Origin of the sequence: Streptomyces sp. NPDC045470, from assembly GCF_040646595.1 — a bacterium.
GTDB lineage: Bacteria > Actinomycetota > Actinomycetes > Streptomycetales > Streptomycetaceae > Streptomyces.
Genome location: NZ_JBEZAN010000030.1, coordinates 15,493 through 37,850 on the forward strand (window position 1 = coordinate 15,493; position 22,358 = coordinate 37,850).

16 protein-coding genes are annotated in these 22,358 nt (G+C 71.9%); 8 read left to right on the forward strand and 8 right to left on the reverse strand.

Features of this window, described 5'->3' with window-relative positions:
- Window positions 1-25: 25 nt before the first annotated feature.
- Window positions 26-1,582: a VWA domain-containing protein gene (locus AB0A97_RS39015; protein WP_361159998.1), complete on the reverse strand. Its 1,557-nt coding sequence runs from the start codon at window positions 1,580-1,582 to the stop codon at window positions 26-28.
- Between the two features lie 597 nt (window positions 1,583-2,179).
- Between AB0A97_RS39015 and AB0A97_RS39020 the strand changes: the two genes are divergently transcribed.
- The 4 genes from AB0A97_RS39020 to AB0A97_RS39035 all read left to right on the forward strand — a co-directional run bounded on the left by AB0A97_RS39020 (window position 2,180) and on the right by AB0A97_RS39035 (window position 6,177).
- Entirely contained in the window at window positions 2,180-3,442 is a 1,263-nt protein-coding gene (locus tag AB0A97_RS39020) for an alpha/beta hydrolase-fold protein (RefSeq protein ID WP_361160000.1), read from the forward strand.
- A 204-nt stretch (window positions 3,443-3,646) separates the two neighbouring features.
- Window positions 3,647-4,318, forward strand: coding sequence for an ABC transporter permease (locus AB0A97_RS39025; protein WP_361160002.1), 672 nt, complete (start codon window positions 3,647-3,649; stop codon window positions 4,316-4,318).
- 42 nt (window positions 4,319-4,360) lie between these two features.
- Entirely contained in the window at window positions 4,361-5,035 is a 675-nt protein-coding gene (locus tag AB0A97_RS39030; RefSeq protein WP_361160005.1) for an ABC transporter permease subunit, read from the forward strand.
- A gap of 224 nt (window positions 5,036-5,259) precedes the next feature.
- Window positions 5,260-6,177: an ABC transporter substrate-binding protein gene (locus AB0A97_RS39035; RefSeq protein WP_361160007.1), complete on the forward strand. Its 918-nt coding sequence runs from the start codon at window positions 5,260-5,262 to the stop codon at window positions 6,175-6,177.
- Window positions 6,178-6,247: 70 nt separating this feature from the next.
- Here AB0A97_RS39035 and AB0A97_RS39040 read toward each other — a convergent pair whose 3' ends face one another.
- A complete protein-coding gene (locus tag AB0A97_RS39040) occupies window positions 6,248-7,405 on the reverse strand; it encodes a betaine/proline/choline family ABC transporter ATP-binding protein (protein ID WP_361160009.1) in 1,158 nt (385 codons plus the stop codon).
- A 212-nt stretch (window positions 7,406-7,617) separates the two neighbouring features.
- On the reverse strand, window positions 7,618-8,553 hold the full coding sequence (ligD, locus tag AB0A97_RS39045; RefSeq protein ID WP_361160012.1) for a non-homologous end-joining DNA ligase: 936 nt from the start codon (window positions 8,551-8,553) through the stop codon (window positions 7,618-7,620).
- A 282-nt stretch (window positions 8,554-8,835) separates the two neighbouring features.
- On the opposite strand from ligD, the gene AB0A97_RS39050 reads away from it, so the two are divergent.
- Window positions 8,836-9,777: an NADP-dependent oxidoreductase gene (locus AB0A97_RS39050; protein ID WP_361160015.1), complete on the forward strand. Its 942-nt coding sequence runs from the start codon at window positions 8,836-8,838 to the stop codon at window positions 9,775-9,777.
- A gap of 78 nt (window positions 9,778-9,855) precedes the next feature.
- Here AB0A97_RS39050 and AB0A97_RS39055 read toward each other — a convergent pair whose 3' ends face one another.
- Window positions 9,856-10,884, reverse strand: coding sequence for a cation diffusion facilitator family transporter (locus AB0A97_RS39055; protein WP_361160018.1), 1,029 nt, complete (start codon window positions 10,882-10,884; stop codon window positions 9,856-9,858).
- Between the two features lie 525 nt (window positions 10,885-11,409).
- Entirely contained in the window at window positions 11,410-14,397 is a 2,988-nt protein-coding gene (locus tag AB0A97_RS39060) for a BTAD domain-containing putative transcriptional regulator (RefSeq protein WP_361160021.1), read from the reverse strand.
- Between the two features lie 560 nt (window positions 14,398-14,957).
- On the opposite strand from AB0A97_RS39060, the gene AB0A97_RS39065 reads away from it, so the two are divergent.
- Complete coding sequence (locus AB0A97_RS39065) at window positions 14,958-17,021, forward strand: tetratricopeptide repeat protein (RefSeq protein WP_361160024.1); 2,064 nt, start codon at window positions 14,958-14,960, stop codon at window positions 17,019-17,021.
- Here the strand turns inward: AB0A97_RS39065 and AB0A97_RS39070 are convergent.
- From AB0A97_RS39070 to AB0A97_RS39080, 3 genes are all read right to left on the reverse strand, one after another.
- A complete protein-coding gene (locus AB0A97_RS39070) occupies window positions 16,999-17,697 on the reverse strand; it encodes a hypothetical protein (RefSeq protein ID WP_361160027.1) in 699 nt (232 codons plus the stop codon). The genes AB0A97_RS39065 and AB0A97_RS39070 overlap by 23 nt on opposite strands.
- On the reverse strand, window positions 17,694-18,944 hold the full coding sequence (locus AB0A97_RS39075; protein WP_361160030.1) for a hypothetical protein: 1,251 nt from the start codon (window positions 18,942-18,944) through the stop codon (window positions 17,694-17,696). Before AB0A97_RS39075 ends, AB0A97_RS39070 begins: the two co-directional genes overlap by 4 nt.
- 615 nt (window positions 18,945-19,559) lie before the next feature.
- A complete protein-coding gene (locus tag AB0A97_RS39080) occupies window positions 19,560-19,793 on the reverse strand; it encodes a hypothetical protein (RefSeq protein WP_361160033.1) in 234 nt (77 codons plus the stop codon).
- 294 nt (window positions 19,794-20,087) lie between these two features.
- On the opposite strand from AB0A97_RS39080, the gene cbiE reads away from it, so the two are divergent.
- Both cbiE and cobM read left to right on the forward strand, forming a co-directional pair.
- Window positions 20,088-21,563 (forward strand): precorrin-6y C5,15-methyltransferase (decarboxylating) subunit CbiE, encoded by a 1,476-nt coding sequence (cbiE, locus tag AB0A97_RS39085; RefSeq protein ID WP_361160036.1) that lies wholly within the window; start codon window positions 20,088-20,090, stop codon window positions 21,561-21,563.
- Entirely contained in the window at window positions 21,560-22,345 is a 786-nt protein-coding gene (gene cobM, locus AB0A97_RS39090; RefSeq protein ID WP_361160039.1) for a precorrin-4 C(11)-methyltransferase, read from the forward strand. Before cbiE ends, cobM begins: the two co-directional genes overlap by 4 nt.
- The last annotated feature ends 13 nt before the right edge of the window (window positions 22,346-22,358 follow it).

Below are 22,358 nucleotides of genomic sequence, written 5' to 3' on the forward strand. Positions count from 1 at the left end.
TGCAGGGGAGTGCAGGGGTGGTGCGTCAGGCGGGGAGGATGCCGGCGGAGCGGGCTTCCTGGAGCCAGGCGGGGAACTCGACCATGAGCTGCTGGTAGAGGTCGGCGTCGGCGAGGGCGCGCGGGTCGCGGCCGGCGTGGAAGAAGCCCGCGTTGTCGACCACGCGCTTCTCCGGCACGGCCAGGTCGTCCAGCTTGCGGAGGAAGTCGAAGCCCTTGGCGTCCGGGTCGCCGAAGCCGACGAACTGCCAGAAGATGGGGAGCTTCGCGGCCTCGCAGAGCGCCTTCTCGGCGGCCGGCTTGGACGTGGGGGCGCCGTCCGTCTGGAAGATGACGAAGGCGGGGTCGCTGGCGCCGGACTTCTCGTAGTGCTCGATCACGGCGTTGATCGCCCAGTGGTAGTTCGTACGGCCCATGTGGCCGAGGTCCGCGTGCAACTCTTCGATGCGGCCCGCGTAGTTGGTCAGGTCGAGGTCGGCGGTTCCGTCGACATCGGTGGAGAAGAAGACCACCGGGACGGTGCCGTCGTCGTCGAGGTTGGCGGACAGGCCGAGGGCCTGCTCGGCCAGGTGCTGGACGGTGCCGTCCTTGTAGTAGTTGCGCATCGAACCCGAGCGGTCGAGGACGAGGTAGACCGCGGCGCGCTGGGTGGCCAGACCCTGCTTCTCCAGGGAGACCCGGGCCGCCTTGTAGAGACTGACGAGGGCGGGGGCCTGGGCTTCGACCTTGGTCAGGGAGGTGGGGGCGGAGGGGGAGGTGGGGGTGGGTTCTGTCTCGGTTACGGGTTCGGGTTCGGGTTCGACGGTCGGCTCGGGGGCCGTGTCGGTTACGGGTTCGGGCTCGACGGTCGGCTCGGGGGCCGTCTTGGCTACGGGCGCGGGTTCGGGCGTGGCCTCGGGTTCGGGCGTGGTCTCGGGCTCGGTCTTGGCTACGGGCTGGGGTTCCGCCGCGGCTTCGGGCTCTGCCTTCGCTTCGGGCTCCGGCTCGGCCAGGGCCTCCGGCTCGGTGTCAGGTTCCGGCTTGGCCGCGGCCACCGGTTTGGTCTCAGGCGCAGCCTCGGCCACGGTCTCCGGTTTGGCCGCGGCCTCCGGCTTGGTGTCAGGCGCCGTCTTGGCCACGGCTTCCGGCTTTGCCTCGACGACGGCCTCGACCACGGCCTCCGGCTCCGCCTTCGCCGCCTCCGGTCCGTGCTTCGCCTCGCCTTCGGCCTTGGCCTCGGTCTCCGCCTTCGCCTTCGCCTCGGTCTCCGCCTTGGCTGCCGTCTCCGCCTCCGCCCCCCGCGTCGGCTTCGGTGCGTCGAATGCCTGGGAGACGAGGTCGGAGGCCGAGTCCTCGGCGGGGGACGTGGTGTCCGTGCGGGTGGTCTGGGCGGGGAGGGCGGCGGCCGGGGGGTCGGCGGGGGCGGTGCGGGCCGTGGGGACGGCGGGGTCGCGGGGCGTGGCGGGTTCCGGGGTGGCCTCTTCGCGGGCCTCCGGGATCGTCGCCGTTTCCGGCGCCTTGGTGCCGCTCGCCGCGGTGTTCGATTCCTCGCGGGCCGCCTTGGAGCGACCGAAAGCGTTGCGCAGCAGACTCCGAATGCCCATCGGCGAACCTCTCTAGCGTGTGTGGGGTGCGGCGAATGTCCGAGAAGCGCGGACATGTCCCTGACCAGGCCGGACACGTAAGGGTAGCCGCCTGGGCCGGTCCCATCGTGGGAGCCCGCGCGTCTCGCGGCACGCCCCGTTTGGGTGTTTTGTGTAGCGGGGTGGTGTGGAGGTGTGGGGGGTGTGCGGGTGGGACGTGTGTGGGGAGAGCGTATGTGCGGCGGGCGGATGTGCGAAGGGGCGGGAGCGAGGGGGCGGAGGGGAGCGGAAGGGGACGGAAGGGCGCGGAGGACGCGGAGGGGAACGGTAGGGAGGAGGCGTGACGACTGGGCGAGGCGGATGTTTGTGCGGTGAGGGGTGGTGAGGAGGGGGTGGAGGTTGCGGAAAGACCGCGTGCGGGGCTGGTGACGTAGGCGTCTGCGCACGTCACATGGGGGTGTCGTGGGAGGGACGGGCAGTTCGGCGCCCGGCGGCGGAGGCGGCGGGACCGTGGTGGGCGCGGCCCGTGTGGTGACCCATCGACCGGACGCCCGTTGACCCTGGCGGCGGTCCGGAGGACCGGGCAACCCTCGTACGGGTGACGGGAGATGTGGGCGCATGGGGCTGACCAGTCAGTCGCTCGAAATCGCGGTGATCACGCTGGCCGTGGCCTGTGTGGCCCTGACGGTGTGGCTGTGGCCGCGGCTGTCCCTGCGCGGTGTGCTCCCCGTACTGGGCAGGATCGGGTCCATTCTCGTCACCCAGGTGGCGGTCCTGTGCTCGCTCGCGCTGGCCGTGAACTCCAGCTTCGAGTTCTACAGCAGTTGGGACGAGCTGCTGGGCACCGCCGACGAGGGGCCGGTGGCGGTGAGCGGGGGCGGCGGCCCGCGGTACGCCGATGCCCGCAGCCTCCGGGGCGGACTGGTCCAGCCGGCCGGGCCGCAGGGTCTGGACCGGGTGACCGGGCTGCCGGAGGGCCCGCCCCACGAGGTCGGCAAGGTGGAGTCCGTACGGCTCGTCGGGCGCCGTACCCGCGTCGTCAATCCGGCCTTCGTCTACCTGCCGCCGCAGTACTTCCAGCACCAGTACCGCCGCCAGCGCTTCCCCGTCTCCGTCGTCATCAGCGGCTACCCGGGCGGCATCATGAACCTCGCGCAGCATCTCCGCATCCCGCAGACCGCGGGCAGGCTGATCGAGGAGGGCCGGATGCAGCCGACCGTGCTGGTGATGGTCCGGCCGACGATCGCGCCGCCGCGGGACACCGAGTGTGTGGACGTGCCGGGCGGGCCGCAGGCCGAGACGTTCTTCACCCAGGATCTGCCGGAGGCCGTCAAGGCGGCCTACCGGGTCGGACACGACCCCAGCGCGTGGGGCGCGTTCGGCTACTCCTCCGGCGGTACGTGTTCGATGCTGCTGGCCCTGCGCAGCCCCGGCACCTACACCTCGGCGGTCTCGCTCTCCGGTGACTACGCCGTCAAGGACGACCTGACGACCGGGAGCCTGTTCGGTAGCGGTGCGGCCGCCGCGCGCCGGGAGCGCGAGCACGACCTGCTGTGGCGGCTGGCGCACCGGCCCGTACCGCGGGTCTCGGTACTGGTGGCCAGCAGCCGCCTGGGTGAGCCGAACTACCGGGACACCCTGCGGTTCGTCGAGGCGGCGAAGCCCCCGATGACCGTCGACTCGATCATCCTGCCGCGGGGCAGCCATCAGTTCGCGACATGGCGGCGGGAGGTGGCGCCGGCCCTGGAGTGGCAGGGGCGTCAGCTCACGTTCCCGCAGGACGTGGAGGCCGCGCACGCGCCGCCGAAGCGGCCGGGGGCGGGGGCGACGCCGTCGCCATCCCGGCCGTCCCGGTCTCCGTCTCCGTCTCCGACGCCGTAGGGACAAGGCAGGGGAAAGGTGCGGACAAGGAGGGTGCGGAAAAGGAAGGCACGGACAAGGTAGGCGCGGAAAAGGAAGGCACGGACAAGGTAGGCGCGGAAAAGGAAGGAGCGGACAAGGTAGGGGTCAGCGCAGGTGCGGGCGCCCTCACCCGTCCGGCTCACCCGGCAGGACACCCGCCCCGCACCGCGGTGGACTGCTGTCGTGACCGCCCCTCCGGACGACTGCCTGGCCCGCAACGACTGGATCTGCGGCGATTACCTCGCCACCCGCCGCCACATCCTCCTCGACGCGGCGCTCCAGCACCTCCACCTGACCGTGGTGTCCGTGCTGCTCGGCCTGGTGATCGCGCTGCCGCTGGCGTTGATCGCGCGCCGGTGGCGCTGGGCGGTGGGGCCGGTGCTGGGCGTCACCACCGTGCTCTACACCATCCCGTCGCTGGCGATGTTCTCGCTGCTGCTGCCGCTGTACGGGCTGTCGTCCACCCTGGTGATCGTGGGTCTGGCGCTGTACTCCCTGACCCTGCTCGTACGGAACATCCTGGCGGGCCTGGCCGGCGTACCGGAGGAGGCGAAGGAGGCGGCCCGCGGCATGGGGTACGGGCCGCTGCGGCAACTGCTCGCCGTCGAACTGCCGCTGGCGGTGCCCGCCGCGATGGCGGGGCTGCGCATCGCGACCGTCTCCGCCGTCGCACTGACGACGATCGGGGCGATCGTCGGCCACGGCGGGCTGGGCAACCTGATCTACGCGGGGATGAACTCGTTCTTCAAGGCGCAGGTGCTGACGGCGTCCGTCCTGTGCGTCGTCATCGCCGTCGCGTTCGACCTGCTGCTGCTCGGCCTGGAACGGCTGCTGACGCCGTGGCGGCGAGCATGAACACGATGTGGCGGCGCGCATGAGCTCGATGTGGCGGTACGTATGAGCACGCTCGGAGACGTCTGGACCTGGCTCGCCACGGGCGCGAACTGGGCGGGGGAGAACGGTGTCTGGCACCGCCTCACGGAACATCTGCTGCTGACCGTCGGCTGCCTGCTCGCCGCCTGCCTGATCGCGCTGCCCGTCGCCGTCACCCTCGGGCACCTCGGCCGCGGCGGCGCGCTGGCCGTCAACCTCGCCAACGTCGGGCGCGCCGTGCCCACCTTCGCGGTGCTGGTGCTGCTCCTGCTGACCCCGCTCGGCCGGCACGGGGACTGGCCGACGTTCATCGCGCTGGTGCTGTTCGCGCTGCCACCGCTGCTGACCAACGCGTACGTCGGGATGCGGGAGGTGGACCGGGACGTGGTGGAGGCGGCGCGCGGGATGGGGATGTCCGGCGGGCAGTTGGTGCGGCGGGTTGAGGTGCCGCTGGCGCTGCCGCTGGTGCTGACCGGGGTGCGGATCGCGGCGGTGCAACTGGTGGCCACGGCGACGCTGGCCGCGCTGGTCGGCGGTGGCGGGCTCGGGCGGATCATCACGGCGGGGTTCAACCTGGCGAGTACGCCGCAGGTGGTGGCGGGGGCGGTGATCGTGGCGGTGTTCGCGCTGGTGATGGAGGTGCTGTTCGAGGTGGTGCAGCGGCTGGGGCCGGCCTGGGCACGGGGGAGGGCACGGTGAGCGGACGACGCGGAACCGCGGCCGGAGGAGCCGCGATCAGGCGACGAGGCACAGCGACCAGAGGAGCCGCGGCCGGGCTACGAGGTTCCGCGGCCTGGCTACGAGGTTCCGCCGTCGGTCTACGCGGCTCCGCCGCCGGTCTACCAGGCTCCGCGACCGGGCCACGAGACCCCGCGGCCGGTCGTCTCCGTACGCCCGGCAGCGCCCGCCGCTTCGTCGTCGCCGTGGCGCTGGTGGCGTCGGCCCTCTCCGGGTGCGCCACCGGCCCGTCCCTGGAGAACCGCGGGCAGGTCACCGCCGCGCCCGGCGACAGCCACCGTCTCTCGATCGGCTCGGCCGGCTTCACCGAGAGTGAGCTGCTGGCCCAGTTGTACGCGGTGCTGCTCGACAAGGCCGGGTACGAGACCGAGATCCTCACCGTCGGCAACCGGGAGCTGTACGAGCCGTCTCTGGAGAGCGGCCAGATCGACGTCGTACCCGAGTACGCGGCGACCTTCGCCGACTGGCTGAACGCCAAGACCAAGGGGGCCGACGCCGACCCGGTCGCCTCACCGGACCTCGGCACGACGATGAAGGCGCTGCGCGACCTCGCCACGCCCCGCGGCCTGACCGTGCTGCCGCCAGGCCGGGCCGTCGACCAGAACGCGTTCGCCGTGGCCGCCTCGTACGCGAAGCAGCACCGCCTGAAAACCCTCAGCGACCTGGGGCGCGCCAAGCTGCCGGTGCGGCTGGCGGCGGGCGACGAGTGCGTGCGGCGGCCGTTCTGCGCGCCCGGTCTGAAGCGTACGTACGGGATCGACATCACGGCCGTCGACCCGAAGGGGGTGGGCACCACGCCCGCCAAGCAGGCCGTGCAGAACGGACAGGACCAGATGGTGCTGACGACCAGTACGGACGCGACGGTCGAGCAGTTCGGGCTGGTCTTCCTGGCGGACGACAAGAAGCTGCAGAACGCGGACTACGTCGTTCCGGTGGTCAACCGGGCCCGCGCGGGCAGCGCCCGGGTCGCCGCTGCCCTCGGCAAGCTCAACTCCGTACTGACGACGGAGGACCTGGCCGACCTCAACCAGCGGGTGGACAGTTGGCGGCGGCTTCCGGAGGACGTGGCACGGGACTACCTGCGGAAGAAGGGATTGCTGTAGGGACGGTGGCCGGTCCCCTCAGCGGGATTGCTGTAGGGCCGGTGACCGGACCCTCAGTCGCGGCGCCCGCTCACTCCGTGGGTACGGAATCCACCTCCGCCTCCTCCCGCGGCACCCCCTGCTCGTCGGACCCGATCGTGCGCCGCAGCGCCTCGTGCAGCCTGGCCGGGGTCAGGACGCCCAGGAAGCGGGTGCCGTCCACGACGGCGATCCAGCCCGCGTCGTACTTGAGCATCTCGCTGAAGGCGTCTTTGAGCGAGCCGCTCACCGGGACCCAGGCCTCCATCCGGCGCGCGTGCGCCGAAACGTTCCCCCGCGCTTCGGTCACCTCCTCCGTCCCCACCCACCCGTGCAGCCCGCCCTCCTCGTCCAGGACGACGGCCCAGCGCGCGCCCTCCGCGCGCAGCCGCTCCGCCGCCCGGCCGGCCGGTTCGCCGAGCCGGGCGAAGGGCGGGTGCTCCAGGTCGCCGGGGTCGATGCCGGTGACCGCGAGCTGCTTCAGTGCCCGGTCGCTGCCGACGAACTCGGCGACGTACGGGGAGGCCGGCGCGCCCAGCACGCTCGCCGGAGTGTCGTACTGCTCGATCCGGCCCTGCCCGTAGACCGCGATCCGGTCGCCCAGCCGGATGGCCTCCTCGATGTCGTGCGTGACCAGCAGCACCGTCTTGTGCAGGGTGGCCTGGAGCCGCAGGAACTCCCGCTGGAGCCGGTCGCGGACGACCGGGTCGACCGCGCCGAACGGTTCGTCCATCAGCAGGACGGGCGGGTCGGCGGCCAGCGCGCGGGCCACGCCGACGCGCTGCCGCTCGCCGCCGGAGAGCTGGTCCGGGTAGCGCGGCCCGTGCAGGCCGGGGTCCAGGCCCACCAGGTCCAGGAGTTCGGCGGCGCGGGCGCGGGCTTTCTTGCGCGGCCAGCCGAGCAGGTGCGGCACGGTGGCCGTGTTGTCGAGGACGGTGCGGTGGGGGAAGAGGCCGGTCTGCTGGATGACGTAGCCGATGCGGCGGCGCAGGCGTACGGGATCGGCCGTCGCGATGTCCTCGTCCTCGACGAGGATGCGGCCGCCGGTCGGGTCGATGAGCCGGTTGACCATCTTCATCGTCGTGGTCTTGCCGCAGCCGGACGGTCCGACCAGCGTCACCAGCTCGCCCTCGGCGACCTCGAAGGACAGGTCGTCCACGGCGGTGGTGCCGTCCGGATAGCGCTTGGTGACGGACTCGAACCGGATCATTGGTCCATTGAAGCCCGCGGTCCGGAGGCGGTCGCCTTATGCGGGCAAACGGGCGGGGCCGTGCGGAAGCGTGCGCGGTGGCCCTGTGAACGGGCGGGACTGTGCGGAAGTGTGCGTGCTGGCCCTGCGAACGGGCGGAACCGCGCGCGAGGGGCAGTCACGCCCGCCGCCCGCCCCGCAGGCGGGCCGCGCGAGCGCAGTCGCCCCCCGCCCTACTCCTCCAACGCCTCCAGCCGCTCCCGCGCCGCCCGGACCGACCGGCCGCGCCAGGACAGTCCGGCCCACGGGTCGTCCTCGGCGAGACGGTCGGGGAGGGTGGCGACCGTCCACCGCTGGGCCGTCAGGCCGGGGTCGTCCAGCTCGTCGCGGGAGATCGGTGTCGCCACCGGCGCGCCCGGCTTCGCCCGTACGGAATAGGGCGCGACCGCGGTCTGCGCGTACGCGTTGCGCTGCACGTCCAGGTAGATGCGGCCCTTGCGGTCGGCCTTGCGCTGCTCGGTGGTGAGCCGGTCCGGGTACTGGCGGGCGAGCCGTTCGGCGGCCAGGTGCGCGAAGTCGCGCACCGCGTCGAAGGCGGAGCCGCCGTCCAGCGGCGCGATGACGTGCAGGCCGCGCGAGCCGGTGGTCATCAGGCGGGCGGGCAGCTTCAGTTCGTCCCACAGTTCGCAGACCCGGTGGGCGGCCCACCGTACGTCCTCGAAGTCCGCGCCCTCGGCCGGGTCGAGATCGAAAATGATCAGGTCGGGGTGGTCGGGGCGGTGCTCACGGGAGAGCCAGCGGTGGACGGTGACGGTGGCCTGGTCCGCGAGGTAGACGAGGGTCGCCGGGTCGTCGCACACGACGTGGGTGACGGTGCCACCCTCCTTGGACTGCTCGGAACGCCGTACCCAGTCGGGGAAGTGGTCGGGGGCGTTCTTCTGCATCAGGGGCTTGCCGCCGATGCCGTCGGGGTGCCGCTCCATCATCAGCGGCCGGTCGCGCAGCTGCGGTACGGCGCGCCGGGCGACCGCCTTGTAGTGGTCGGCCAGGTCGGCCTTGGTGATCCCGTCGTCCGGGAAGAGCACCTTGCCGGGCCGGCTGATCCTGACCGTGCGCCGCCCCGCCTTGATGGTGTGTGCGTCGTCCGCGCCGCCGCTGCTGCCGCTCATACCGAGGACGGGTAACCGGCCGGGCCGCGGGGCAAACGCGGCGCGGCGCGGAGCCGGGCGGCACCGGTTCGGAAGGGGGCCGTACGAGTTGCTTCCGGGGCACCGCCCCTCGTCCTGCCGGATACGCCCGGTTCGCGTGCTTACGATCCTGTGGGCTGTCGTCACCTGGCGTCGTTTCACCCGAAGGCGGGCCGCGACGGGCGCCATGTTGACGGCGGCCCTTGCCCTGCCACCGGTCGGGAGGGTGGATCGAGGATCGTTCGGGCGGAAGGGAACGCGACGATGAAGGCCGTAGCAGTCACCGCATTCGGCGAACAGCCCCAGCTCATGGAACTGTCGGAGCCCGATCCCGGACCGGGCGAGGTCCTGGTGCGGATGTCCGCCGCCGGGGTCAACCCCCTTGACTGGAAGATCGCCGACGGTCTTCTCAAGGACGCGGCACCGCACACCTTCCCGCTCGTCCTGGGGTCGGACGGCGCGGGCGAGGTGGTCGCCGTGGGCCCCGGAGTGCGCCGCTTCACGGTGGGCGACTCGGTGTTCGGCCAGTTCCAGCGGCCGGAGCGGGGCGGCGGCTCGTACGGCGAGTTCGCGGTGGCCGAGGAGAAGGCCCTGGCCGGCGCGGCCCGCAACGTCACGTACGCGACCTCGGCGGCCGTCCCCACCGCCGGGACGTCGGCCTACAACCTGGTGGAGGAGACCCGGATCAGCGAGGGCAAACGGGTCCTGATCGTCGGTGGGACCGGCGGTGTCGGCACCTTCGCCACCCAGCTCGCGGCCGGCCGGGGCGCCGAGGTGATCGTCACCGCGCGGCCGGGCCTGACGGACCTGGTGGCCGGCCTGGGCGCCGCCGAGACGGTGGACCACACGCTGGGCCCGGTGGCCGACCAGGTGCTGGCCGCCCACCCGGACGGTGTGGACGTGCTGCTCGACCTGGTCAGCGGTCCGGCCGCGTTCGGCGAGATGACCCGGACCGTACGGGACGGCGGTACGGCCGTCTCCACGGTCGGGTCCGCCGACGCGGACGTGCTGACCGACCACAACCTGCGCGGCTTCAACTTCCAGAACCGGCCGTCGCCGCAGCTCCTGGAGATCCTCGCCGGTCAGCTCGACGCGGGCCGGCTGACCGTGATCCTCGGCGACGAGATCACGCTGGGGGAGGCCCCGGAGGCGCTGGAGACCAGCCGGGCGGGGCATACGCAGGGCAAGACGGTCATCACCTTCTGACGGTCGTCACCTTTCGACAGTCAGCACCTTCTGACAGTCATCGCCTTCTGATGGACGGCACTTTCTGACGGACTCGCCTCAGTGGTCGTGCGGGCCCGGCCGGTGCACCGGCCCGTGCGTGCCCTCGCAGTGCGGGGGCGCCAGCGCCGCGTCGTCCGGCCCCGCCGCTATGTGCAGCACCTCGCCGGGCCGGGGCAGCTCGCCCACGTGGTCGACCTGGAGGGTGGCATGGGTGATGCCGTACTTCAGGCTCAGCAGCTCGTGCAGGCCGCGCCGTACGGCGTGGCAATCGCCGCCGTCCGCGACCAGGATGTGCGCGGACAGGGCCGGTTCGCCGGACGTGATCTCCCAGATGTGCAGGTCGTGGACCTCCACGACCTGGTCCACCTCGACCAGGTGGTCCCCCAGCGCGTCCGGGTCCACACCGCTCGGCGCGGCCTCCATGAAGATCCGCCCGGACTCGCGGACCAGGCCGGTGCCCGCCCGCAGCATCAGGACGACCACGACGAGCGAGGCGATGGCGTCGGCCCGCGCGAAGCCGGTGGTCAGGACGACCGCGCCGGCGACGGCGGTGGCGATGAACCCGAACAGGTCGGTGAGGATGTGCTGGTAGGCGCCCTCGACGTTCAGGCTGCTGCGGTTGGCCCGGGAGATGCACCAGGCGGCCGCGATGTTGACGACGACCCCGGCCAGCGCGGTGACCAGGACCAGGCCGCCGGTCACCTCGGGCGGTGACACCAGGCGGGTGATCGCCTCGTATCCGAGCCAGAGGGACAGCACGAGCAGAGTGATGCCGTTGGCCTGCGCGGACAGGATCTCGGCGCGCTTGAGTCCGTACGTGTAACCACCGCGCGCGGGCCGCGCGGCCAGCCGCATCGCGACCAGGGCGAGCACGATCGAGGCGGCGTCGGTGAGCATGTGGGCCGCGTCGGAGATCAGCGCCAGGGAGCGCGCCAGGAACCCGATCACCACCTCCACGGCCATGAACGCGGTGATCAGCACCAGCGCGGCCCGCAGCCAGCGGCGATCGGCGTCGGGGGAGAGGGTGTGCGAGTGCGCATGTGAATGCGCATGTCCGTGGCTGTGGCTGTGGGCGTGCTCGGTCATGGGGCGCGCTCCTCCCTGGGGCGTCCAACAGGACGTGCGCCACGAAGCAAACCGCACTTCTCCGCTAGATCCAAAGGCTGCACCGGTGACCGTTGTCATTACCGTCGGATGGCGCATCGGTGCAGGTCAGGGGGGTGCGGGGCGGAGGCGGCCGAGGGGGCCGACGCAGGTCTTGCGTCGGCCCCCTCGGCGCGACTGACGACGGACGTGAGCGTCTACGTCGGTATACATATCCTCGCGATCGCGCGCATGGTGGGTGTCGCGGTGGCGGACACCATGCTGTGGGCGGCTTTTTGATCTTCCACAGCCGCGGGCGAGGCGGTCGCTACGGTCAGCGCCAGAAGGGCTGCGGCGCCGGCCAGTGCTAAGGCGACGAGACGCCTAGTTACGCAATTGTGCACTTTGCATGGTCCTCGGTCGAAAGCTTGACTGATCTTGAGGGCGCATTGGACCATGCGTGTCGCCAGGAAGACAACACTTGCTCATCAGTAACTTACTTCCGACGCACGTTGGTTGACAATACTGTCAACTCTTGGCGTCTTTTGTATCAAGGCGTCGAGCCACCCGAGACGCCTCCGCCTTGTCCAGACCATTGAACAATTCGAACGCCTGTCGCCACAGCTCCTGGGCCGCTTCGCGGCTCCCCTCCCGGAGCCGTACCTCCGCCAGGGCATCCGTCGCCCGCGCCTCTTCCTCCGGGAAGTGAATTCGGTGGGCGAGCGAAATCGCCGCGCAAAGGTGTTCCGCCGCGACGGCGAGGTGGCCGAGTGCCGCCTCCGCGCTTCCCAGGCACCGCAGAGCGCGCGCCTCTTCCTGGGCGGCGCCGATGCTCCGGGCGAGCGTCAGGGCCTGCTGATGGTGGGTGGCCGCCTCGGTGAACTGTCCTAGGCCGAAGTGGGCCGTGCCCAGGCCGATCAGAGCATTTCCCTCGTTCTTTCGGTCACCGAGCCGCCGGAAGGTGAACAGGCACTCCCTAAACATGTCCATGCCAGAAGCGACGTCGTGCCGGTCGGCCGAGGCGGAGAGCAGTCCGGCGAGATTGGCCTGCATCGTCGCCACGTCGGAGAGGCTTCCGACGTCCATGGTGAGGGCGAGGGAGGTTTCGTACGTCCGGCGTGCCAGCTCCACATCGCCCACTTGCAGGTGCAGATCACCGAGGTTGTTGATGCATTTGGCGGAATTCCGCCGGTCGCCGGCCTGCTGGAACGTGTCGATCGCCCGGGTGAAATACTCCAGAGCTTCCTGGTGCTTTCCCAGATGTAATAGGGAAATGGCATAGTTGTTTTCGCAGCGGGCCTGGCCCCAGGTATTGCCCGAGCGGACATGTACGGCGATGGCTTCCCGGTGCGCGGCGAGTGCCTCGTGATTCCGGCCGTGATTCCAGTGCAGGATGCCCAGTTTGCGCAGCGCGTCGGCTTCCGCGTCCGGGGCATGTGTGGCGCGTGCCAGTTCGAGCGCGTGGCGGGCGGCCGCCATGGCCTCGGGGTAGTGCCCGGTGTTCGTGCGGGTGGCGCTCAGGTCGAGCAGGGCCAGGCAGAGTGCGCGCTGGTCACCCGCCTGTTTCCAGTGATCGACGGCGTGCCGCTGCATCCGGTCGGTGTCCACCCAATGGCATTCGGCGTCCAGGAACTCCGCCAGCGCGTGGCTGAGCAGTGCGGCCTGGCGGGGAATGCCGTGGGTGCGCGCATGGCGCTCCACAGTGAGGAGGTTGGAGCGTTCCGTGACGAGCCATTCCTTCGCCGCCTCGGCGTCGCGCCAGGGCAGACGGGTGCCGACGGTGCCGGTGGTGCTGTCGGCGCGCTGGCGGGCCATCCGGGGCCGCTGCGGATAGACGAGAGCGTCAGCGGTCTCGGTGGCGGACAAGTAATAGTCGATCAGGCGCTGCACGGCCTGGTCGCGGGTTTCCTCGTCGTCCTCGGAATGCGCCAGTGCCCGTGCGTACTCCCCGAGCAGGTCGTGGAACCGGTACCGGTCGGGGCGGGGCTCCTGGAGCAAATGGCAGTACAGCAGGCTTTCGAGAAGCCTTTCCGTTTGCTGCGGGGGCAGGCCCATCAGAGCGGACGCCGCGTGCGGGCCGAACTCGGCGCCCAGATGGAGGGCGAGGCGGCGGAACGCGGACTGCTGAGCGGGAGTCAGCGTCAGGTAGGACATCTCGAAGGCGCGGGCCACCTCCGAGTATCCGTCGTGCAGTTCCGCGAGCCGGCCGGGGCCCCGGGTGAGTCGTTCGCGGAGGTCGGCCAGGGACCAGGCGGGGCGGGCGTTGAACCGGTTGGCGGCGATCTCGATGGCGAGCGGCAGATGTCCGCAGAGGCTCACGATCCGGGATATGCCGGTGGTGTCCTGGGTGCGTTCCTGACCGGAGAACGTACGGAAGAGGGCCACGGCGTCCTGCGGGGGGAGTACATCGAGAGCGAGGGAGTGGGCACCGGGTAATCCCGCCAAATGGCGGCGGCTGGTGATGATGATGAGCGAGGGTGACAGGCCGGGAAGAAGCGGGCGTACCTGGTCGGTGTCGGCGGCGTCGTCGAGGATGATGACGGCTCTTTTGTGCGAAAGCATCGTCCGCCACAGGTCCGTGCGTTCTTCGAGCGCGGCAGGAATGGCGGTCGCCGGAACTCCCAGGAGGCGGAGCAGGGTTGCCAGCGCGGTGGCGGCGCTCATCGGTTCCTGGACGCGGGCATGGGTGCGCAGGTCGATGTAGAGCTGCCCGTCGGGGAAGTGGCGGCCCAGCGCACTGGCGGCGTTCACGGCCAGGGCCGTCTTGCCCACGCCGGCCATACCGGAAATCGCTTCCAGGGCCACGATGGAGGCGTAACCGTCCCCTTCCGTCCGGCTCGCGGCGGCGATGACGGCGTGGAACCGCCGCATTTCCGGCCGGCGGCCGACGAGAGCGACCTGACGTGGCAGGTTGTGCGGGGCGTAATCCGTACGGAATGTGTCAGGGGCATGTTGCGGGCCGTCGAAAAGGACCTCGCGGGCCGGCACGCGCCGCAGAATTCTCTGGTGGATGCGCGCGAGTTCTTCGCTGGGGTCGGAGCCCAGTTCCGTACGGAGTTTCCGGCGGGCTTCCTGGTAGATCCGTAAGGCGTCCGCGTGCCGGCCGCAGCCGTAACAGGCCAGCATGTAGTAGCCGAGGAGGGTTTCGTCGTCGGGGAACTGGTCGACCAGGGAGCAGAGCACACCGACCACCTCGCTGAAGCGCCCCAGACGCAACTGCATGGCGATACGCGAGGTCGTGGCGCTGAGGCGCTGTTCGGCCAGACTCGTCCGCGTCCGCTCGGCCCACGATCCCGGCAGGCCCGCGAGGGGATCGCCGCGCCACAGGTCGTCCGCCTGGTGAAGCAGCGCGACCGCCCGGTCGTCACCCCCGTCGTCCGACAGGCGCCGGGCCCTGGAGACGAGAGCCCGGAAACGGTGCCAGTCAATGCGTTCGGGCAGAATTTCGAGGGTATAAGTGTGCGCATGATGGGTGATCGCCGCAGCCTCGGGAAGACCGGTTCCGGCGGCGGCCACGCGTATGGATTTGCGAATGCGTGACACATACGTGTGAACCGACTCACGGGCTTTGCCCGGCGGTGCGCCGTCCCAAAGGCGGTCGATCAATGCGTCCAGGGCGACGGGCCGGCCCACGGACAAGGCCAGCGACGCGAGAACGCCACGCTCTTTGTCGGAGCCGAGGCCGACCCGGTGCGTGTCCGAGCCGAGGCAAATGGGGCCGAGGACGAAAATCTCCATCAGCGCCTCCCCTCATCGGCGCCCCATACCGGTTCGGTGAGCATGGCACTCAATGGTTGAAGTGGCCAGTAGGCACCGGGGGTGGCCGGTTCGGGTCCGTGGCCGGGCTTCGCGGCATCCGCCGTCCTTCCGGAGGTCTCCCGTCACTGTTCCGTGGGTAGAGCTGAAGTGATCCATGACGTACCGGACGGGGGTGGGGGATGCGCCGGGATGTGAACGCCATTGGCGGTTCGGCCAGGATTCACGGTACGAGTATCCAGACGGGAGATGTCAGCGGCGGCATACACGTGCACGGGGACCCCGCCGCGCGGCTTCCCGTTCCGCGCCAGCTTCTGTCCGTGACGCCGCATTTCACCGACCGGGAAAATGATCTGTCGGCACTGGCGGATCTCCACGGACGATTTCCCGAGCTGTCCACCCCGTTGATCGTCGTCAGCGGGCCCGCCGGAATCGGCAAGACGGCCCTGGTGTCCCGATGGCTGCGCGGGATGACCGAGCGATTTCCCGACGGCCAGTTGTACGCCGATCTCCGCGGCCACTCGGACACCGGGCCGGCCGCTCCGGGCGACGTCATGAGCCAGTTCCTGCGCGCGCTGGGCGTCGGGGAGGTGCCGCGCGGCCTGGGCGAGCGAGCCGCGCTGTGGCGCTCGGTCACCGCCGGCCTGCACATATCGATCATGCTCGACAACGTCCTGTCCGCCGCCCAGGCACGGGCCCTGCTGCCCGGCGGCCGGCCCAGTCTGACCGTCGTGACCAGCAGATACCGCTTGACCGGGCTGCGCGCCGACGGAGCGCTGTACCACGAACTGGGCCTGCTGGAGCAGGATGCCGCCGTCGAGATTCTTGCCCGGGGGATCGGCGCGGAGCGCGTACGGCGTGAGGGCGGCGCGGTGCACCAGGTCGTGTCCCTGTGCGCCGGTCTGCCCTTGGCGGTGTGCCTGGCGTCCGCCCGGCTCGCCTCCCGCCCCCGGCAGCCGGTGCGCACCATGGTGGAAGCGTTGGAACAGGACCGAGGACGGTTGGCGGCGCTGGCCGTGGAGGGGGAATTGTCGGTGTACGCGGCGCTGGACGAGTCGTATGCGGTACTGACGCCCGAGGCGGCCCGGCTGTACCGGCGCCTCGCGCTGCTCCCGGCCCGGGAACTGGACGCGCGCCTCGCGGCGGTGGCTCTCGACGTGCCCCTCGGCGAGGCGGAGCGGCTGCTGGACGTGCTGGTCGAGGCCAACCTGGTGGAGGACACGGGCCCGGACGCCTACCGCTTCCACGACCTCGTCCGCCTGCACGCCGAGGAACGCGGCCGGGCGGAAGAGAGCCCGGCAGCCCGGGAAGAAACGCTTCGGCGCGTGGGTGACTGGCACCTGCGCACCGCGTCAGCAGCACAGGCGCTGCTCTCTCCCATACAGTTCACCCTCGGTCGCACGTACGCCTACGAACCGGCCCTTTCCTGCCCCTTCACGGACGAGAGCGGCGCCCTCACCTGGCTGGAGACCCGGCGCGCGGACCTGATGGCGACCGTGCGCACCGCTGACGAGAAGCGGTGGGACAAGCTGGCCTGGCAACTCGTGGACGCGTTATGGCCCTTGTTCCACCGGCTGCGCTACTACGACCTCTGGATCGAAGCACACGAGATCGGCCGCCGGGCGGCGCGCCGCGACGGAGACCGTGCGGCGGAACGCCAGATGCTGAACTCCGGTGCCATAGGCCTGAACGCGGCCGGGCGCACCGACGACGCGATCGACTGGTTCACGCAGTCACTGCGGGCCGCCCGCGAGGCGGGCGACACCCGTGACGAGGGGCAGGCGCTGCTCGGCCTCGGCGCCGCGCACCGGGAGGCGGGACGTTTCCGGGAAGCGGCGGACCACCTCCACCGGTCCATCTCGACCTGGCAGGCCGCGGGGTACGAGCGGGGAGTGGCACTGGCGCGGATCATACTGGGCGAGATCGCGCTGGAGGACGCGGAGAGAGAACGTTCCGGCGGCGCGGGCGGCCCGGCCGAGCGAGCGGCGGAACTCTTCTCGCAGGCGTACGAAGCGCTGGTGGCGCTGGACGACCCGTACGACGCCGCGCGGGCGCTCGCCTTCTCCGGACGGGCGAGTGCGCTGACCGGGACGTACGACACGGCGGCGGAGCGTCTCGGCGAGGCGCTGCGGTTCTTCGCCTCCGCGGGGTCCGCCCACTGGCAGGCGCGGGTGTCGGAGATGCTGGGAACGTGTGCGCGCGAGCACTCCCTCCCGGACACGGCACGTGAACACTGGGAGCGCGCCAGGAATCTGTACGCGTCACAGAGCCCTTCGAACGCCCGGCGCGTAGGGGACCTGCTGGCCGGCCTGGGTGATACGAGCAGGCCGGTGGATCCGGCAGGCCCCCGGGAGGAGCGCCCTACGGACCCGTCAGAAAGCTGACGTGACGCAGCCCGTCCAGGGTGTGCCCCGTGGAGACCAGGCCGTGGAGGCACGACGCGGCCTGCGACCATCTCTCCGGCCCCGCCGCACCCGACCCTTCGGTGAGGCGCAGCAGGCATCGGGTGCCGTCGCGGACCGCCACGGCACAGGTGCCGTCCAGAAGGGGCGAGGCCGCGAGCCGGCAGCCGACATGGCGAGCGAGTACGCGGTCGAGCCGAAGCCACGCTTCGCGCCGCTGCCGTGGCCGGCTGTGGACCAGGACGTCCGCGCAGTCGAGCCAGGGCTCTTCGGCGCAGGTGTCGGCGTCGACGGTGAAGTGGTCGTCGGTGCCGAGGAGTGCCTGGTGCGTGGCCGGTGCGGCCGGTGCGGCCGGTGCGGCCGGTCTGGCCGGTACGTCCGGCTGCCCGGTGCGGACGAGCACGGTGCGTACTCCGGTTCGCGTGGTGAGGGTGATGCCGGGTACCGGGGCGGCTCCCGTACGGAAAGCACCGGCGGTCGGCGGCCCGGAGAGCACCCGTACTGAACGGTGCCACCCCCACCGGCCGCCGGATGCCGGTAGCGCGGTGGTACCGGCGGTACCGGCGGTACCGGCCGTGCCCCACGTACCGGCTGTGCCCGGCGTACCGGCCGTGCCCGACGTGCCGGCCGTGCCCGACGTGCCCCACGTACCGATCATGCCGTCGCCTCCGTATCCGCACCGGCGTCCGAGGCGCACCAGGAGTCCAGGCGCGGCGGCAGCGGCAGTTGCCGGGTGACCGCCGGGTGCGCGGGCTGCCCCAGGCCCAGGACCCGGTACATCAGCCGCCGCATGTTTCTCGTGAACCGCCCCGGTTCCGAGGTGATCCGGGACGCGATGGCCGCGTACTCCTCGCCCTGGTGCTCCGCGTACTCGGCGGCGGCGTACGCCAGTTGGCTGGTGAGCGAATGGCCAGGAGACAGGGCAGGAGCGGTCCGCGCCAGGGTCGCGGCGGGCGACATGGGGTTGATCTCCCGCTCCGGCGACGAGGCGAGCAGGATCGGGGCGCGGGTCAGTGTTCCGTACAGCGTCACCGACCCGTGGTCCCCGATGATCCAGTCCGCCGCCACCAGGACGGATCGCCAGTCCGCCTCGGGCGGTACGACGGCGATGCCGTGCCGCCGGCACTGCGCCAGCCAGGCCCGTACCTGCCAGGCGCCGTGCCCCGACCAGACGTTGGGATGGATCAGCAGCGCCACCCGCCGGTCCTTGCCGGACAACTCGTTGATGAGGCGGGGGAGCAGCGCTTCGATCGCCCCGAAGGACGACAGCGCGCCCCAGGTGGACACCACGGCGACGAGCTTCTGCCCCTTGCGCAGTCCGAGCGCCCGCCGGTAGGCGGGGCGCCGGGGCAGGCTGGCCACGATGCGGTCGTGCACCGGGTCCCCGACCACGGAGGCCACGGGGAGGGCTTCCGGGCACAACTGCGCCAGGCCGTGCAGGTCGTCCCGGTGGGGCAGGACCACGGCGGCGGGCAGGCACCGGCCGTCCGGAACGATGTCCGGGCGCCCCAGGCCGGCCACCCGGGCGTCCGTGCCCTCGATGATGAGCTTGAGGTAGTTGGCCCCGTGCGGCAACGTGATCAGCGGCGCGCTGATCTCACCCAGCCCGCGCGGCCCCGCGGCGAGCGCGAGGTCGTATTCGAGCCGGGCCGCCTTCTCCCAGGGCAGCACCGCGCTGCCGAGCCGGTGGAGGAACGCGGCCACCCCGTCCCCGAACGGGTGCGGAGGGGCGGTGAACAGGACCTGGACCCGCAGGTCGGACTCCAGGAGCGAGAACACTTCCTGGAGGCGTTTGATGTACGTCACCGTGTGGGCGACGACGAGGACGCGTTTGCGGCCGGTGAGGGTCAGCCACTCACGTAACTGGTGTGGTGAATTCTTGTCGAAAGCGCTCAATGCCCCCATGGCATCCCCCTGTCGGATCAAGCCGGCGTGTTCCGGACCGGACACGTCGGCCGGTTGAGGTGGGGATGCCCGCGGCGCGGGACGGAAGCCTTGACCGGTCCTTGAGGAAACCTTGCCCCGGTGGCCGGCCGCGATGGCGGGCCCGCGCAGGGGGCTCACGGGGCTGGTGGGGCGTTGCGGCAGGTGTACTCCTTCATGTCCGCGCGGGGGCGTCGCCACACCTGCACCACCACTGCGCAGACTCCTCGAACAGGAGGGGCCTGTATTGCCGAGAGGGCGGGGCGCAGACGTCCGCCGCCGACGTGGCCCACGCGTCCGTGGCACGCCGCCGCAACGCGGGTCGGCGGTCTCCGCCCCAGCCGATTCCTCGGTTCGGGTCCTATCCGGGTTCGGGCCGGGCCAGGTCCTGTCCGGGGCCGGTCCGGGCCGGGTCCGGTCCTGCCCGGGGCCGGGCCGGGCTCAGCAGGTTCTACGGGCCCGGAAGCCGCAGCCCGCCGCACCCTTCTTCTCCGGGCCACCCGCCGCTCACCGCTCGCCGCACCGTCGCCGTCCGCCGCACCGTCGCCGTTCGCCGCGCTCTCACGGCTTGCCGCGCCCTCTCCGGTCGCCGCGCCCTCACCGTTCCCGGCCCGTGCACCGCAGCGCGGCCGCCAGCCGCCGTGCCACGTCGGGCGCGCAGCGGCCCAGTTCCACCAGCGGCCGTGGTGCGTCGGCCGCCAGCGACGGGCCGTCCAGGCCCAGTGACGGCAGGGTGATGCCCACTCCGGCCAGCGCGGCCTGGAGTTCGTCCAGCGCCGCCTCCGCGTCCGTGATCTTTTCGCCCGCCGTTGCGCGTTCCACTGTGTCCATGATCGCAGCGCCTTCCCTCGGAGCCCGGTTCGCGCGTCACCGAACAGCATCGCTCGGTGAAGCCACGATTACTAGGAGTAGCCAATTATGCGCCCGTGAAACGAATTCGGCGGCGGTTCCGCGGGCATCGCGCGCAGCGGCGGCCGGAGCCCGCCGGTGAGGGCCGTGAGCACCGCCTCTTACTCTGGAAACGCACCGACCGGGTTGTCTGCTCCCGGTTGACTTTCCGCGTCCACCGGACCCCGTCGTGCCGCCCCGTACGGCGGCCGACCCGAAGCCATGAGGTAACCGGCAGTGAGCCCCGCCCCGCCGCCCGCAGCGCCCGCGCCGGGTACGCCCGAACCGTCGTCGGCGGCCCCCGTACCGCGCGTCCCCGGCCCCGCCCGTGTCACCGTCGTCGGAATCGGCGCGGACGGCTGGGACGGGCTGCCGGCCGCCTCACAAGAGGTGCTGCGGGGCGCGGGGGCGCTCGTCGGGGGCGCACGGCAGCTCGCCCTGTTGCCCGCGGAGTGCGCGGGCGAGCGGGTTCCGTGGCCGTCGCCGCTGCGGCCCGCCGTACCGGGGTTGCTCGCCGCGCACGCCGGGCGCGAGGTGTGCGTCCTGGCCAGCGGCGACCCGATGTTCCACGGCATCGGGCGGACGCTCACCGAAGTGCTCGCCGAGGCGGGTGCCGCGCCGCCGCGTGTGCTGCCGCACCCGTCCTCCGTCTCGTACGCGTGCGCCCGGCTCGGCTGGCCCGTCGAGGACACCGAGGTCGTCACCCTCGTCGGCCGCCCCCTCGCGGGCCTGGCGGCCGCCCTGCACGACGGTCGCCGGCTGCTCGTCCTCTCCGCGGGCGCCGAGACTCCCGCGCAGGTCGCCGGGCTGCTGCGGGAGCACGGTTTCGGGCCGACCCGGATGCGCGTACTGGAACAGCTCGGTGGCCCGCGCGAACGGCAGGCCGAGGTCACGGCCGCGGACTGGCCGCCCCCGCCCGCCACCGACGCCACCGACCCGACCCCCACGGGCCATCCGCTCCACGCGATCGACCCGCTCAACGTCATCGCCCTGGACTGCTCCCGCGCCCCCGAAGCCCTCCGCCTCTCCGCCGCCCCCGGTCTGCCGGACGACGCGTACGAGCACGACGGCCAGCTGACCAAGCGCCATGTACGCGCCGCCACCCTCGCCGCGCTGGCCCCCGCCCCCGGCGAACTGCTGTGGGACGTCGGCGGCGGTTCCGGCTCCATCGGCATCGAGTGGATGCGTACGCACCGCACCTGCCGCGCCGTCGCCGTCGAGCGGGACGCCGTACGGGCCGGACGCATCGCCCGCAACGCGGACGCGCTCGGCGTACCGGCACTGCGCGTGGTCACCGGCCCCGCGCCCGAAGCGCTCGCCGGACTCCCGGCCCCGCACGCCGTGTTCATCGGCGGCGGCCTCACCGCGCCCGGCCTCCTGGAGGCATGCTGGGCGGCGCTGCCGCCGGGCGGCCGGCTGGTGGCCAACACCGTCACGCTGGAGTCCGAGGCGCTGCTCGCCGACTGGTACCGGCGGCACGGCGGCGACCTCGTACGGCTCGCGGTCGCGCACGCCGTACCGGTGGGCGGCTTCACCGGCTGGCGGCAGGCGATGCCGGTCACGCAGTGGTCGGTGACGAAGCCCGCGACGCCCTCACCTACCGCACCTTCCGTCCCCTCCGCCGCGACGGCCCCCTCCGGCACCACAGCCCCCTTTGCCACCACCGACCCCATCGCCCCCTCCGACCCCACCGCCTCAGGAGACGCACAGTGACCGTCCACTTCATCGGCGCCGGACCGGGCGCGGCCGACCTGATCACGCTGCGGGGCGCTCGCATCCTGGCGCGCTGCGAGGTCTGCCTGTACGCGGGCAGCCTGGTGCCGCGCGAACTGCTGGACGAGTGCCCGCCCGGCGCCCGCCTGGTCGACACCGCGAACCTGGACCTCGACCAGATCACCGCCGAACTGGTCAGCGCCCACGAGGCCGGCCAGGACGTCGCCCGGCTGCACTCCGGCGACCCGTCGGTCTTCAGCGCCGTGGCCGAGCAGATGCGCCGACTGGACACGGCGGGCGTGCCGTACGAGGTCGTCCCCGGCGTTCCGGCGTTCGCCGCCGCGGCGGCCGCCCTCAAGCGCGAACTGACCGTCCCCACCGTCGGCCAGACCGTCATCCTCACCCGTATCGCCCAGCAGGCCACGCCCATGCCCGAGGGCGAGGATCTGGCGACCCTGGGCCGCAGCGGCGCCCTCCTGGTCCTGCACCTCGCGGCCCGTTACGCGGACCGGGTCGTCGGCGAACTCCTGCCGCACTACGGCGCCGACTGCCCCGCCGCGGTCGTCGCGATGGCCTCCCGCCCCGACGAACTGGTGCTGCGCGGCACGCTCGCCGACATCGCGGACCAGGTGAAGGCGGCGGGTGTGGTCCGTACGGCGGTCATCATGGTCGGCCGCACGCTGGGCGCCTCGCAGTTCCGCGACAGCCACCTGTACTCGACGGAGCGGGAACGGGGATGCGCGGCGGAGTCCGGCCAACTCCGCGACGCACAGGCCGGATAACCGGTTGATCGGG